At 64.8% G+C, this 13,934-nt stretch carries 12 protein-coding genes; 7 read left to right on the top strand and 5 right to left on the bottom strand.

Translation table 11 applies throughout. The annotated features are described in order from the left end of the window. Positions 1-226: 226 nt before the first annotated feature. A complete protein-coding gene (locus tag KBP54_RS00500; RefSeq protein WP_070363309.1) occupies positions 227-538 on the bottom strand; it encodes a transposase family protein in 312 nt (103 codons plus the stop codon). A 232-nt stretch (positions 539-770) separates the two neighbouring features. On the opposite strand from KBP54_RS00500, the gene KBP54_RS00495 reads away from it, so the two are divergent. The 3 genes from KBP54_RS00495 (at position 771) to KBP54_RS00485 (ending at position 5,075) form a co-directional block, all read left to right on the top strand. Beyond that, positions 771-1,169 carry an SHOCT domain-containing protein gene (locus KBP54_RS00495; RefSeq protein ID WP_005322734.1) on the top strand — a complete coding sequence of 133 codons (399 nt, stop codon included), beginning with the start codon at positions 771-773 and terminating at the stop codon, positions 1,167-1,169. Positions 1,170-2,323: 1,154 nt separating this feature from the next. Continuing rightward, complete coding sequence (locus KBP54_RS00490; protein WP_070363310.1) at positions 2,324-2,890, top strand: sugar O-acetyltransferase; 567 nt, start codon at positions 2,324-2,326, stop codon at positions 2,888-2,890. After that, a complete protein-coding gene (locus tag KBP54_RS00485; protein ID WP_070479006.1) occupies positions 2,883-5,075 on the top strand; it encodes an ATP-dependent RNA helicase in 2,193 nt (730 codons plus the stop codon). Before KBP54_RS00490 ends, KBP54_RS00485 begins: the two co-directional genes overlap by 8 nt. On the opposite strand, the gene KBP54_RS00480 is transcribed toward KBP54_RS00485, so the two are convergent. After that, the gene (locus KBP54_RS00480; protein ID WP_070479007.1) at positions 5,041-5,724 is read right to left on the bottom strand and encodes a Rib/alpha-like domain-containing protein; all 684 of its coding nucleotides are present in this window, start codon (positions 5,722-5,724) and stop codon (positions 5,041-5,043) included. The genes KBP54_RS00485 and KBP54_RS00480 overlap by 35 nt on opposite strands. 53 nt (positions 5,725-5,777) lie before the next feature. Here KBP54_RS00480 and KBP54_RS00475 point away from each other — a divergent pair, with 53 nt between their 5' ends. After that, complete coding sequence (locus KBP54_RS00475) at positions 5,778-7,241, top strand: basic amino acid/polyamine antiporter (RefSeq protein ID WP_070479009.1); 1,464 nt, start codon at positions 5,778-5,780, stop codon at positions 7,239-7,241. 16 nt (positions 7,242-7,257) lie between these two features. Here the strand turns inward: KBP54_RS00475 and KBP54_RS00470 are convergent, their stop codons facing one another. Both KBP54_RS00470 and KBP54_RS00465 read right to left on the bottom strand, forming a co-directional pair. Then, a complete protein-coding gene (locus KBP54_RS00470; protein WP_168156206.1) occupies positions 7,258-7,848 on the bottom strand; it encodes a TetR/AcrR family transcriptional regulator in 591 nt (196 codons plus the stop codon). A 7-nt stretch (positions 7,849-7,855) separates the two neighbouring features. Continuing rightward, positions 7,856-8,602 carry a TSUP family transporter gene (locus tag KBP54_RS00465; RefSeq protein WP_252931184.1) on the bottom strand — a complete coding sequence of 249 codons (747 nt, stop codon included), beginning with the start codon at positions 8,600-8,602 and terminating at the stop codon, positions 7,856-7,858. A gap of 25 nt (positions 8,603-8,627) precedes the next feature. Between KBP54_RS00465 and KBP54_RS00460 the strand changes: the two genes are divergently transcribed. Beyond that, the gene (locus KBP54_RS00460; RefSeq protein ID WP_070363315.1) at positions 8,628-9,653 is read left to right on the top strand and encodes an AbrB family transcriptional regulator; all 1,026 of its coding nucleotides are present in this window, start codon (positions 8,628-8,630) and stop codon (positions 9,651-9,653) included. A 4-nt stretch (positions 9,654-9,657) separates the two neighbouring features. Here KBP54_RS00460 and KBP54_RS00455 read toward each other — a convergent pair whose 3' ends face one another. After that, the gene (locus KBP54_RS00455; protein ID WP_070363316.1) at positions 9,658-11,349 is read right to left on the bottom strand and encodes a DUF885 domain-containing protein; all 1,692 of its coding nucleotides are present in this window, start codon (positions 11,347-11,349) and stop codon (positions 9,658-9,660) included. A 133-nt stretch (positions 11,350-11,482) separates the two neighbouring features. On the opposite strand from KBP54_RS00455, the gene KBP54_RS00450 reads away from it, so the two are divergent. Together KBP54_RS00450 and KBP54_RS00445 are read left to right on the top strand one after the other, a co-directional pair. Further along, positions 11,483-12,553 (top strand): ROK family protein, encoded by a 1,071-nt coding sequence (locus KBP54_RS00450; RefSeq protein ID WP_070363317.1) that lies wholly within the window; start codon positions 11,483-11,485, stop codon positions 12,551-12,553. Positions 12,554-12,637: 84 nt separating this feature from the next. After that, complete coding sequence (locus KBP54_RS00445; protein WP_070363318.1) at positions 12,638-13,930, top strand: dicarboxylate/amino acid:cation symporter; 1,293 nt, start codon at positions 12,638-12,640, stop codon at positions 13,928-13,930. Positions 13,931-13,934: the final 4 nt, after the last annotated feature.

Below are 13,934 nucleotides of genomic sequence, written 5' to 3'. Positions count from 1 at the left end.
ATCGGTGAAACTCCTTCTAGATCAGAGCCTCACACACAAACTTCCTGACACCCTTCAGGAATGACAGGCGAGGAGCAATCCGCGGGGACGGATAAGGCCACAGCGCGTTCAAATGTCTCACATGAGTGCAACGGTGAGGGGTGTAGAGAACGCACGGTGGGCGGTTGCGAATAAGTGACCACGCTGGCAGCCAAGAGGTACGAGCGATGAAAGATCAGCTCGAGCATTAGCGAACGTACTGACGTCGCTTTATTAGGTGTACTGACCGGGTACGTTGCGGGCACGCCGGTTCGGCGCACCGCCACAGCCGCTTGCGCCACACCAGCAGCACCGGCCGCCCCGCCGAGGGGATGTCACGCACCAGATGCTCACGCCGGCCGTGGGCCACCGCGACCACCCCGCACCGCGGGCACCCGGTCACCGACTCGGAGGTCTCCACCAACAGCTCCAGCTCACCGCCGTACTCACCGACGGCAAGCACCACCAACCCCGAGATGCCGAGCATCGCAGCGGACAGGACGGTAGCCTCAACACTCACCTGGGACTCCTCTCGATCCGTTGCTTGGTCGCTACGAATCGTGGAGTCCCAGGCCCGTCTTCACCAGCCCAACCCGGTCAGCGCGTCGCAACCCGGCTACCACGCTTGGTGAGGAAAAGCTGCTAACATGGTTCGGCGACGGCCCGGGCACGTCCTTGTTCCTAACCGTCGTGCGCTGGGGTCCGCGTGGACCGCTCGGCCAGCGTCCATCCAGTCAGGAGGAAGTCAGCAAATGTTCGACGACAACGGCTCATTCCTACTCGCCATGTTCGAGTTCTTCATCTTCTTCGCATGGTTCATGTCCCTGTGGTGGATCTTCGGAGATCTCTTCCGCAGCAAGGACCTCGGCGGCTTCGCGAAGGCGCTGTGGGTGGTGTTCATCCTCGCGCTGCCGTTCATCGGAATGCTCGCGTACCTGCTTGTTCGAGGTCGGGGGATGACCGACCGCGCGGTCGAGGCGCGCCAGGAGCTCCAGCAGCGGCAGGATGAGTACATCAAGTCCGTCGCCGGCGGCTCCGCCGGATCGAGCCCGACCGATGAGATCGCCTCGGCGAAGGCCCTTCTCGACTCGGGAGCGATTACCCAGCAGGAGTTCGACCAGATCAAGGCAAGGGCGCTCTCCTCGGTCTGACCCTGGTCCGCTCCCTCGCCAGCCGCAGCGTCGCGGTCCGAGGGCGGCCATCCGGCGCGGCCTAGGTATTCGCCAAGTGTGCGGCTTGCGCGCGCGAGCAGGCGCATACCGGGCAGAGGGTGTCCGATTGTTTGTGTGCGGGGGGTGGGACTAGAACCAGCCGCCTGTGCGTTGGGCGGTCGCATATAGCCAGGGGGACGAGCAAAGCCCTTGACGTGCACAATTCTGGTCGCATAGAGGTATCGGGGGTTCCGGTCGACCTCATTGCGTCGACCAACCCAGGTCAGCGGTGATTTGGATGATTTTGGGGCTATTTTGCCGATTTTGCGCTGACCTGCGTTGGTAAACCGGAGTAGGTCGACGGGAAGAGGTCGACGGGCCGAAAGAATTCGATACCGGCATTGATCATCAGTGGAACCCAGCTTAGGCGTGAGAAGAGGGTGGGCTGGACGCGGCTAGTTACACACAAAATGTCCCTTAAGCCTCGATACCGGCATTGATCATCAGTGGAACCCCAGCTTAGGCGTGAGAAAAGGGTGGGCTGGACGCAGCTAAACACACACAAAATGTCCCTTATCGCGACACGCCGTAAAAACACACAAAATGTCCCTTAAGCCCCAAATTGAGAGACACAGAAAACTAAAGAGAAAGGGATGCGAAGATGGAAATTCAATCTTCGCATCCCGTGGGTGTGGTTACTTGCGCTAACCGTTGGATTCACCCGCGCTTCTGAAGCAGTTTGGCCGCTCCTTCAGAATGCTCTCATGTAGTGTGTCCCTCGCCACCCTCCAGGTCCTCAAACACCCTGGAGGGTGGTTCTATTTTGCAACACAACAACACATCACAACACCATGTTTTGTGTTGTACTCATTGTCCCCCTGACATGTCCCCCTGTCAACCGAAACCCCTCAATGCTCTGTCCCTTCTCGGCTCGCACCGATACTCTTTGAAAAAGTTCCCGCGCTCGGGAACCATTTTGGATTTCGAGCCCACTCCGGTCGACCGACGCTGCCGTTTCCCCAGTTCGCGACGCCTGTCCATGAAGATCGTTCCCCGCATCACGGTTCTCGGGGGAACTTTTTCGACGGGCGGGGGCGGTAAGCCGAGCGGCAGGCAGGGCCGTAGGGGCTACACACCCCGGTACCCTGGCTGGTATGTATTCGATGGAGCAGATGCGATCAGGTCAGTGGTACCTCCCCGGCGGCGAGGAGGCCGACGCCCAACACGCCCGGACGTGGGAGTTGATGCGCCAGGTCAACGCCCTGGGCAACACCGATCAGCCGCGGGCGGAGGAGCTGTTGCGGCAGGTGTTTTCCAACAGTGAGCACGTGCCGGGACTGTTCGCGCCGCTGCATGTGGAGTTCGGGCTGAACACCCGGTTCGGCAAGGGGTGCTTCATGAACTTCAACTGCGTCATCCTCGATATTGCGGAGGTGACCATCGGGGACGGGTCGGTGTTCGGGCCGGGCTGCCAGCTGATTACGGTGGGTCACCCGGTTGAGGATGCGGCGAAGCGGGCTGAGGGGTGGGAGATCGCGAAGCCGGTTCGGATTGGGAAGGACTGCTGGTTCGGGGCGGGTGCGATGGTGATGCCTGGCGTGACGGTGGGTGATCGTTGCGTGGTGGCCGCCGGCACGGTGGTGACGAAGGACGTGCCAGATGACTGTTTGGTGGCGGGGGTGCCGGGCGTCGTGAAGCGAAAGTTTGCGCAGGATGCCTGAGCACGCGTTTGACCTGGGCAAGATTGGGGAGGGGCTGCCCGTCGCGAAGGTGATTGGGGAGCTGCCGCGCACCGGGCCGCTGGTGGTGGAGGCGCCGCCTGGGACGGGTAAGACGACGCTGGTGCCACCGGCGGTGGCAAATGTGTGTGGGAAGACGCTGGTGACGGCGCCGCGGCGTGTGGCAGTGCGTTCGGCGGCGAAGCGGCTGGCGGACCTGGATGGGTCGCGGCTTGGGCAGCGGGTGGGCTACTCCATTCGTGGTGAGCATCGGGATGGTTCGCTGGTGGAGTTTGTGACGCCGGGTGTGCTGCTGAACCGCCTGTTGCAGGACCCTGGCCTGGAGGGCGTCAACGCGGTGATCATCGACGAGGTGCACGAGCGTGGCCTGGACACCGACCTGGTGCTGGCCATGTGCATGGAGACTGCCCTGCTGCGCGATGACCTGTACCTGTGCGCCATGTCGGCGACGCTGGACGCGCGCCGCTTCGCCGACCACATGGGCGCCGAGGTGCTGTCCACGGAGGCGGCGACCTACCCCGTCGAGGTCACATATGCTCCGCACGCTGGGCGGATGCAGGGTTCGCGCGAGTTCTACCGGCATGTGGCCGCCCTCGCGGAGGCGCCGGAGCGCACCCTGGTGTTCGTGCCGGGGGTGCGGGAGGTGGAGCTCGTCGCCAGCTTTCTTGACGACGCCACTCCGCTCCACGGCCGCTTGTCCTCCGCGGAGCAGGACGCCGCGCTCTACGGGGATGCTGCGGTGGTGGTGTCGACGAACGTTGCGGAGTCCTCGGTGACGGTGCCGGGTGTGCGCCGCGTGGTGGATGCCGGGCTTACCCGGGTGCCGCGGCGGGATGCCCGCGGGATGACGGGCTTGGTGACGGTCTCTGCGGCGAAAAGCAGTGCGGACCAGCGGGCGGGCCGCGCCGGTCGCCTGGGGCCTGGCACGGTGGTGCGGGCCTACTCGGAGACGGACTACCAGCACTTTCAACCGGATGTGGCGCCGGAGATCGCGACGAGTGACCTCACGCAGGCGGCGCTGCAATTGGCGGCGTGGGCGTCGCCAGACTTGCCGCTGCTGGACCCTCCCCCGGCGCACCACTTGGCCGCTGCACAGGAGACGCTGCGGCTCATCGGCGCGCTGGACGATGAGCACCGCATCACCGCCCTCGGTGAGAAGCTGGTGCGCATGCCGGTGGATCCGCGGCTGGGGGCCGCGTTGGTGAAGTTCGGCTCGGGCGCTGCGGACACGGTGGCCAAACTCGCCGACCAGCCCGCGAAACGCCTGGCCAGACTCGTACACCAGTCAGCGCCGGTGGCGCCTGGCGACGTGATCGCGGCGGCGTACCCCCAGTGGGTGGCCAAGCGCGACGGGGGCGAGTACCTGCTTGCCTCAGGAACGAGGGCGCGGCTGGACGTGCCGATCGGCGCCCCGGAGTGGATCGCGGCCGCAGAGGTGCAGCGCACTGCGCGGGGTGCGGTGATCCGCGCGGCGGAACCGCTTGCGATGCCGCAGGAGCGCGTCGAGGAGCACGTGCGCGCATCACTGGTGGACGGGAAAGTGCGCGCACGCAGGGTCAAAGCCATCGGCGCCATCGAACTGAGCGCCACCCCGATCCGCCCCGAGCCCCACGAGGTGGAAGAGGCACTGCGCGACATCAGCTTCGAAGATTTCGCGCTTGATAGCGCCGCCACCGCCCTCAAGCAGCGCCTCGATTTCCTGCACGCCACCATCGGCGAGCCGTGGCCGGACGTGACCAAGGGCGACTACTCGCTGGAGGTGGCGCAGTTGGCCAGGGGGGCGTCGATAAGAGAGCTGGACATGCGACAGGCGCTGATGCGGCAACTGCCGTGGCCCGAGGCTTCGCGGCTCGACGAGCTGGCGCCGACGCGCATCGCGCAAGGCAAGCTGGACTACTCGACGGGCCGACCCGTCGTGCGGCTGAAGCTGCAGCTGGCGTTCGGGCTGGCGGACTCGCCGGTGATTGGCGGGCAGCGGGTGCTGTTCCACCTACTCTCCCCTGCTGGGCGCGAGCTGGCGGTCACGGACGACCTGCGCAGTTTTTGGAACGGGCCCTACCAGGACGTGCGTAAGGAGATGCGCGGGCGCTACCCGAAGCACCCGTGGCCGGAGGACCCGTGGACGGCGACGCCTACTGCTCGAACGAAGCGCACGCTGAATAAATGATGCCGCCGCCGACAAGGCCAGCGACCGTCAGCACCGACGCGATGCCGAGGTCCGCATTGCGGCGGTTGTACTGGCGCGGCTTGAGGTGAATGTTCACCGGCTTCGCCAGGTTTGTAATCTGCAGGTTAACGCTGTCCTGCACCGCAACGATTGGTAGCCCCATTTGGGTGGCAAAGCCGAGCGGGATCAGTGCCAGCAGCGGAATGCCCACTGCCAAGGAAGTCTTGGAACACTTCGGCGTGATCTGCTCAAAACCGAGCGGCTTCAGGAAGTCCGGTGCCACGCCTTCATCCGTTCCCGGGTTCGCCACAGTGACTCGGACCGGGATGATTTCCGTGGATTCGTCGCCGTAGTGGGCAACGACTGGCCACTGGTAATCGCCAGGATCGACGCCGACAGATGGCGTCAGCTCGATGGAGCCATCGGCTTCAGAAAGGTGCGCCCAGCTGGGGATACTCGTGCCGCTGTACCAGGCTTGGCCCCTGGGCAGTGGTGGGGGTAGTGTTTCCGTACTACCGATAGTTACGGTTGTAACGGGGTAATTGCCCTGCACGATCGCCTGTCCGTGCGCAGTTTCTACCGCCACGGCATGTGGGGAGGTGCAGGCAAGCATGACTGCACACGCAGCAGCTGTAATCCGGCCACGCATGACCGACCTCCTTCGACGCTTCACGGCTCTCATCATAAGGTAACTTATTCTCCATGACTAATGCCCAATCACACACGGTGACCATGTGGACGCTGGTGTCGCTCATTATTGGCTCCACCATTGGCTCCGGCATCTTCGCCTTGCCGCAAAATATTGGCTCCGTGGCGAGCCCCGGCGCAATGCTCATCGGCTGGGTTATCGCCGGGGTGGGCATGCTCTCCATCGCGTTCGTGTTCCAGATCCTGGCGCGGCGCAAACCGCACCTGGACTCGGGCGTGTACTCCTATGTACGCGCTGGCCTGGGCGACTTCATCGGGTTCACCTCTGGACTGGGCTACTGGTTGGGTTCCGTGATGGCACAGGTGGGCTACGCCACCCTGTTCTTCTCCACGGTGGCCTACTACTTCGCCCCGCTGAATAATCGGTGGGTGCTGGCTGTGGCGGTATCCGTGATGACGTGGGGCATCTTCATCATGCTGACCCGCGGCGTGAAGCAGGCTGCCGTGATGAACGTGGTCACCACGGTGGCCAAGCTGGTGCCGATCCTCTGCTTCATCGTCTTGGTCGCCTTCCTCGGCTTCTCCTGGGACAAGTTCACCTTGGACTTCTGGGGCGAGGGCTCGGCCATCCCGTTCTCGCAGCAGCTGCAGGGCATCATGCTCTACACCGTGTGGGTCTTCATCGGCATTGAGGGCGCCTCCGTGTACTCCAAGCAGGCGAAAACCCGCAAGGACGTGGGCCGCGCGACCATCATCGGCTTCCTGTCGGTGCTGTTGCTGCTGGTCTTAGTGTCCACGCTCTCCTACGGCGTGCTCACCCAGGAGGAGCTGGCGGCGCTGCCGGAGAACTCGATGGGTGCCGTGCTTGAGGCGGTCGTCGGCCCGTGGGGCGGCGTGTTCATCTCAATCGGCCTGTGTCTGTCGGTGCTGGGCGCGTACGTATCCTGGCAGATGCTGTGTGCCGAGCCGATCGTGCTCATGGCGAACGACGGCCTGCTGCCGCAGTCGCTCGGCGTGGCCAACAAAGCGGGCTCCCCGTTCCGCGCGCAGCTGATCTCCACCGTGGTGATCCAGCTGTTCGTGATCATCTTCTTCGCCAACGAGACGTCCTATAACGCGATGGTGCAGCTGGCGACCATCATGTACCTGCTGCCGTACATCTTCTCCTCGCTGTACCTCATCCTGCTCGCGGTGCGCGGCAAGGGGCTTAACCACCCGAACGCGGGCGTGCGTTTCGACGACTCCGGTCCGGAGGTCAGCCGCAGCGACAACCAGCGCCACCTCATCGTCGGCGCGGTCGGTTTCGTGTACTCGATGTGGCTGATCTACGCCGCCGACCCGGTCTACGTGCTCTTCGGCGCGCTCGCCGTGGTTCCGGGCATCATCCCGTACGTGTGGACGCGCATCGCGAACAAGGAGCGCCTCTTCAACAGCTTCGAGTGGGTTGTGGTGGCGATCGTGATCGCGGGCGCTATCGCAGCCGTGGTCGGCCTGGCCAACGGCTCTCTGCAGCTCTAGTCAGCTCTCAGCAGCTCTAATCGTTTCGGCGGTCCGGGTCCACAGCTAGCTGTGGCCACAGGACCGTCGCGGTATTTTCGGCGTGCCGCTCGGCGGAGGCCTCACTGAACGCCTGGCGCATAACAATGCCGCCGAGCAGCATGCCCACGAAGGCGTACGGGTTGATGTTCGGGTTATACAGGCCCTCGTCCATCCCCTTGCGGATCCCCTCCACCATCCGTTCGAGGATTTCGGTTTCAAGGCGCAGACGCCACTGCGACACGAAAGGCTCTGCGCTGGCGATGATGGAGCCGATCAGCCGCACACCCAGCGTCTCGTCGAGGTAGCGCTGCAGGTCAATCATGTATTTTACGAACTCTGCGCGCGTGGTGGGGAGGTAGATCGGGATCTGGAGCGCGATTGAGTCCAGCGCCGCGGTGATCATCTCGCGGCGGTCAGCGTAGCGGCGGTAGATCGTCGTCTTTGCGACACCACAATCCGCCACAACCTCGTCGATCGTTACAGAGTGCAATCCGCGATCGCGGGCGATGCTGAGCACCGACGCGAAAATCTTCTGCTCGGTTGCTGCCCTACGGGCCGGCCTAAGAATCTTCTGCTGCTTTTCCACGCCGCCATTATTGCACGAATTCTTGCCACCCAAGCCGCGCGCATAGAACAACTACGAGCGTCAATAAGGCGATTCGGACCAACTTGGACCCGCCCTGCAGCACGGTGCGCGCGCCGAGCTGCGCGCCGATGACGTTCGCGATCGCGAGCGCGATTGCCAGCGACCAGTCCACGTAGCCCCCGGCGATGAACACTCCGAGCGCGCCGATGTTCGTCGCGGTGTTGACCACCTTCGCCATCGCCGCGGACTCGAGGAAGGTTTGAGAGAACACAGCTGTAAACGCCATGATGAGGAACATGCCGGTGCCGGGGCCGAAGACGCCGTCGTACCCACCGACGAGCAGGGCCACCGCGACGCCGAGCGCCACCCGGCGCGGCGTGATGATGCGGTTGCCCTCCGACCCAAACGAGGGCTTACACACCACGAAGATGCCCACTGCCAGCAGTAACACAATGATGAGTGGGCGTATCACGGAGTCGCTGACGAGCGCGACGGCCAGCGCACCGCCCGCGGAGGCGCACATCGCGGCGAGCGCGAAGCCCCACGTGCAGCGCGGAACCCCAACCTTGCGCACCATGGTGACCGCGGCGGAGGAGGTGCCGGTGAACGCCGCGAACTTATTCGTCGCCAGGACGGCGGCGGCAGGCATGCCGGTGGTGGACATCAGCACAGGGATGAGCACCAGGCCACCGCCGCCGATGACGGCGTCAATCCAGCCGGCGGTCAGTGATGCAATCAGCAGGGCGACAATCATGCACTAAAGAGTAATATCAACAGCCATGCTTCGTTGGTGTGTGGTCGTCCCGGTGTCAATCGCGCTCGGTTGGGCCTTCAGCGCGCTGCACCTTCCGGCCGCGTGGATCCTGGGGGCGATCGTCGCATCGGGCGCGGTGGCGCTGCGCAGCGGGCGCGACCTTCCCATCAACGAGCTCCTGTTCACGTGCACCCGCGGCGTGATCGGCGTACTGGCGGCGCTGCCACTGGTGGGCATCCCCCCGAAGACGCTGTTGCCGTTCCTGCTGCCCGGCCTGCTGGCCGCGGCGAGCATGATCGGGTTGGCCTACGTGGGCGGCGCGGTGCTCGCGCGCAAGGGAATCTCGCAGGAAACCGGGGTGTTGTCGCTGCTCGCGGGCGGTGCGTCGCTCATGCCGGTCATCGCGAAGGAGATTGGTGCCGACGTCCGCTACGTCGCTCTGACGCAGTACCTGCGCCTGCTCGTCGTGTCGATGACGCTGCCGGTGGTGGCGGGGCTGCTCACTACCAAGCACGCCTCCGCCACGGAGCATCTGGAGCCCTACTGGTGGATGTGGTTGCTGGTGCCGGCGCTGGTGGCGGTTGGGCAGCCGATCGCGAAGGTGCTGCACATCCCGAACCCGTCGATTTTCGGCCCGATGATCGTCACCGCAGTGGTCGGCTCCTTCATGGACGTGGTCATCGTTCCGCCGGAGCCGCTGAACATCGCGGCGTTCTTGTGCATTGGCTGGGCGTGCGGCGGCGGCCTATCCGTACCTGCCCTGAAGCAGTTCTCCCGCCTGCTGCCCATCACGATCGTCTACATCGCCGCCCTCATGGCAGCCTGCGCCGGACTGGGCTGGCTGCTGGCGCTGTGGCTGAATATCAGCTTCTACGAGGGGTACCTGGCCACCACGCCAGGCGCACTCGAGACGGTGCTGGCACTCACCGCGGAGGGCGGGGTGGGCCCGGCGGTCGTGGCGGTCCAGCTGATCCGCCTGATCTGCATCCTGCTGTTCGCGGGTTACCTGCCGAAGTTGGTCAACTGGCAGAATCGCAAACGCAACGGCTAGCAGGCTAGTCGTGGTGGTTGAGCACCTCGTGGGCCAGCATGTCCATCGGCATCGACCCGAACTTGAGCGCCTTGTCGTGGAACTGGCGCAGCGTCATGCCCTGCTCCAGGGCGCTGTCGCGCAGTGAGCACCAGTCGCGGTAGCCGATGGCGTAGCTCGGCGCCTGGCCCGGCCAGCCCAGGTAGCGGTCCAGTTCGAAGGCGATGTGGGACTCTGGCATGGCGGAGTTGTCGCGCAGGAACGCCTTGGCGTAGGCGGCGTCCCACACGCCGGTGCCGTCCGGGGTGGCCTTCTTGAGGTGGACGCCGATGTCGATCATGACGCGGGCGAGGCGGAGCCGGCGGGCGTCGAGAAGCCCCATGCGGAAGCCTGGGTCGTCGAAGTGGCCGTGCTCCCCCATGAGCTCCTCGGCGTAGAGCGCCCAGCCCTCGCCGTGTGCGGAGTTCCAGCACGCGGTGCGACGCCACAGGTTGAGGTCGTTGCGCTGCATGAGCGCGGTGCCGATCTGCAGGTGGTGGCCCGGGATACCCTCGTGGAAGACGGTGGTGAGCTCCTGCCAGGTGTGGAACACTTCCTGGCCCTCCGGCACTGACCACCACATGGTGCCGGGGCGGATCAGGTCGTCGGACGGCGGGGTGTAGAAGATGCCGCCGGAACCGGCGTGGTCAATCGCGCACTCTACCTTGTGCAGGCCCTCCGGGATGGTGACGTCAACGCCGTCGAGGTCCCGCATGACCTGCTCGTTGACGGAGTTCATCCACTCCAGCAGGGCGTCGGTGCCGCGCAGGGTGTAGCGCTCCTCCTCGTTGAGACGCTTGTACGCACCCAGGATGGTGGCGTCCGGGCCGTAGAGCTTCTGCGCGAGCGCGCGCTGCTCAGCGACGGTTTCCTTCAGCTGCTCCTTGGCCCAGGTGTAGGCCTCGTCGAGGTTGATGCCGCGGCCCAAGAAGAACTCGGAGAAGAGTTCGTAGCGGTCGCGGCCGACGGCGTCGTCGTGGCGGCCGTGTGGCGCGAGCTCGGTGGACAGCCAGGTGGCCATCTCGTCGAATGCAGCCTTCGCCTTTTCGACGACGGCCGAGTCCTCCGGCAGACCCAGCTGGTCGAAGACGCTGTCGTCGTCGGTGAGGTCGCCGCACTGCTTGATCACGGCTTCGATCTGGCGGTACGCAGGCACATTGCCTGCCGACGCCGCCTCCGAAAGCGACGCGCGATAGCCCGCGAGCGCCGCCGGCACCTTGGACAGGCGCGCCTCAATGTGTTCGAAGTCCTCCTTGCTCACCTTCGGCATCAGCGCGAAGGAGTCGCGGATGGTCTGCACCGGCGAATCGATGTTGTTGAGCTGGCGCAGGTCCTCGCCCTGGTGGTGCAGCTCCAACTTGAATGCCATCCGGTCGCGCAGCAGCGAAGCGGTGAGATTGTCGACGTCGTCGAAGTCGTCTTCGTCGTCGGAGGCGTCCGTGGAGTCGTTGAGCGCGTCGACGTCGGCGACGACGTCACGGATGCGGTCGGCGACTTCGCCGTAGTACTCGGGGCTGAAGTCCTGCAGGTCGCAGTCGTGGCCTTCGAGGCCGATCTCCGTTGCCAGGGTAGGGATCAGCTCGGCGAGGTCGTAGAGAAAGTCTTCGCAGGTGGCGTCGAGTAGCGAAGGCTCGCGTTCTGACTGGGATGCGTGCTCCTCAAGCAAAGGATTGGTCATGGGTAGGCAGTGTAACCGAGGGACACGCTGAATGTGCACCTCTACACCCCATACAAACCGCATTGTCTACCGAGACGGCCCACTCTAGCTCGATAACTGGACAAAGCGGTCTACTACCGGTACATATATTCACATGCCTGCGACACGGACAGCGTTCCATCACCCAACAACCCCCGCCGCCAAGTGCCTGCACCTCATTCGCCTGCAGGAACAGTGCGTGCGACGAGACCTGATCGCAGCCACCGGCCTCTCGCAGCCCACCATCACCCGCGCCGTCACCGCGCTGGCAAACTCCGGCTACATCGTGGAACGCGGCGACCTGTCCGAGTCCACCGGCCGGGGCAGGCCCACCATGCCGCTCGAGCTCGGGGAACCGAACTCGCTGTACGCCGGGGTGGCCGTCGGCACCTTGAGCACCTACATCGCGCTGTTCGACCTCAAGGGGCGCACCCTGCGCAGCATCGATGTGGACATCCCCGTCGCACACATGAGTCCGGATGACTTCGTGCAGCACATCATGGCCGGGCTACACCGCCTCAGCGCCGGGATGGGCCGCCCGCTCGCAACCGTCGGCGTGACTACCTCGGGCACCGTCAACGAGGACGGCGAGGTCACCGCGGCAAACCTCGGCTGGCACGGGGTGCCGATCCGCCAGCAGATGCGGGAGCAGTTCGGCGTGCCCGTCGAGGTCGTCTCCATCAGCCAGGCGATCGTCGGCTCGGAGATGCAGTCGAGCCTGGACATCGACACCCCGCCGGTGATGGCGCTGTTCGCCGATGACTCGCTGGCCTGCGCAATGTCCACCCCGACCGGCGTGATGGCCATCGACGTCGCCAGCGATCACCTGACCACGCAGGGGCTCCTCAACGCCATCGGACAGTCGGCAGTACAGTCACTGCAGGAGGTCGTCGCGCTCGCGGAGCAGCAGTCGGCCACGCGCCAGGCGCTCGACCAGCGCGCACGCGGCCTCGGCTCACTCGTGGCCACGCTTGCCGACGCCCACACCCCCAGCACCGTCGTCGTCGCCGGCAGCGCCTTCATCGACGACCCGCAGGCGCCCGCCACGTTCGCGCGCACGGTGGTCAGCGAGGCCGAGCGCGCCCCGAAGCTGCGCATGATCCCTTCGCACCGCGAGATCGTGCGGGACATCGCGCGCGCGGTTGCACTGGATAAAGTGCTACGTGAACCGCTCTGTCTAGTTTAGATTTGACGCGTTTCTAGAGGATAGGTGTAGAATTTAGCTTCGTTTAATACCGATTAGTCTATAAATCTACACCTGGAGAGCTTCATGCACCTTCCAAAGTGGATGACCGGGTTCGGCGCCCAAGTGATCGCCGGCCTGATCATCGGCCTCATCCTCGGGCTCATCGCCGCGGCCAACGACATCACCTGGCTCAGCGAGACGCTCAGCTGGGTCGGCAGCGCCTATGTGCAGCTGCTGAAGCTACTCATCCCGCCACTCGTGTTCACCGCGGTGGTCACCTCTATCGCGAACCTGCGCAAGGTCACCAACGCCGCGCGCCTTGCCTGGCAGACCCTGCTGTGGTTCGCCATCACCGCGTTCTTCTCGGTGATCATCGGCATCATCGTCGGCACCGTCATGCAGCCCGGCGCGAACTCGTCTGTCGACGCCTCCTCCGCCGCCGAACCAAGCGGCTCCGGCTCCTGGCTCGGCTTCCTGAACACCGTCATCCCGTCGAACTTCTTCGGGCTTGGTGTCAAGGTCTCGGAGACGAGCGCCTCGGTGAACTTCAACGTGCTGCAGATCCTGGTGATCTCTCTGCTCATCGGCGTGGCCGCCATCAAGGCGGGCAAGGCCGCGGAGCCGTTCCTGCAGTTCTCCGCCTCTTTCCTGGAGGTCATCCAGGTGGTGCTGTGGTGGATCATCCGCCTTGCCCCAATCGGTTCGGCGGCGCTCATCGGTAAGGCCGTGGCCACCTACGGTTGGGAGGCTCTGGGCAATCTCGGCCAGTTCGTGCTGGCGATCTACGTGGGCCTCGCGCTCGTGATCTTCGTGCTGTACCCGGCGGTACTGGCCGTCAATAAGGTGCCGGTCGGTGGCTTCTTCCGCCGCGTGTGGCCGGTGACCACCCTCGGCTTCGTCACCCGCTCCTCCATGGGCGTGATGCCGGTGAACCAGCGCACCGTCGAGGAGTCGATGGGCGTGCCGCGCGAGTACGCGGCCTTCGCCATGCCGCTCGGCGCGACCACAAAGATGGACGGCTGCGCCTCCATCTACCCGGCGATCGCGGCCCTGTTCGTCGCGCAGTTCTACGGCCTCGACCTGGGCGCGACGGACTACCTGCTCATCGTGATCGTGGCCGTGCTCGGCTCCGCGGCGACCGCGGGCACCACCGGCGCGACCGTCATGCTCACGCTGACGCTGTCCACCCTGGGCCTTCCGCTGGCTGGCGTGGGCCTGCTGCTGGCCATCGAGCCGATCATCGACATGGGACGTACCGCCGTCAACGTCACCGGCCAGGCCGTCGTCGCCGCCATCGTGGCGAAGCGCGAAGGCATCCTGGACGAAAAAATTTGGGACGCCGCAGAAGACGGCGCCCCAGCTCCCCAGCGAGGATAGCGAT

The organism is Corynebacterium pseudogenitalium (assembly GCF_024453815.1).
Classification (GTDB): Bacteria; Actinomycetota; Actinomycetes; order Mycobacteriales; family Mycobacteriaceae; genus Corynebacterium; species Corynebacterium pseudogenitalium.
This window is presented reverse-complemented; position numbering and strand designations above follow the sequence as displayed.

Bases quoted from the DNA above. Each gene is read 5' to 3' on its own strand.
- KBP54_RS00480 (WP_070479007.1), bottom strand. From the start codon at position 5,724: ATGCGTGGCCGGATTACAGCTGCTGCGTGTGCAGTCATGCTTGCCTGC.
- KBP54_RS00445 (WP_070363318.1), top strand. From the start codon at position 12,638: ATGCACCTTCCAAAGTGGATGACCGGGTTCGGCGCCCAAGTGATCGCC.
- KBP54_RS00455 (WP_070363316.1), bottom strand. From the start codon at position 11,349: ATGACCAATCCTTTGCTTGAGGAGCACGCATCCCAGTCAGAACGCGAG.
- KBP54_RS00490 (WP_070363310.1), top strand. From the start codon at position 2,324: ATGTATTCGATGGAGCAGATGCGATCAGGTCAGTGGTACCTCCCCGGC.
- KBP54_RS00460 (WP_070363315.1), top strand. From the start codon at position 8,628: ATGCTTCGTTGGTGTGTGGTCGTCCCGGTGTCAATCGCGCTCGGTTGG.
- KBP54_RS00475 (WP_070479009.1), top strand. From the start codon at position 5,778: ATGACTAATGCCCAATCACACACGGTGACCATGTGGACGCTGGTGTCG.
- KBP54_RS00465 (WP_252931184.1), bottom strand. From the start codon at position 8,602: ATGATTGTCGCCCTGCTGATTGCATCACTGACCGCCGGCTGGATTGAC.
- KBP54_RS00485 (WP_070479006.1), top strand. From the start codon at position 2,883: ATGCCTGAGCACGCGTTTGACCTGGGCAAGATTGGGGAGGGGCTGCCC.
- KBP54_RS00495 (WP_005322734.1), top strand. From the start codon at position 771: ATGTTCGACGACAACGGCTCATTCCTACTCGCCATGTTCGAGTTCTTC.
- KBP54_RS00450 (WP_070363317.1), top strand. From the start codon at position 11,483: ATGCCTGCGACACGGACAGCGTTCCATCACCCAACAACCCCCGCCGCC.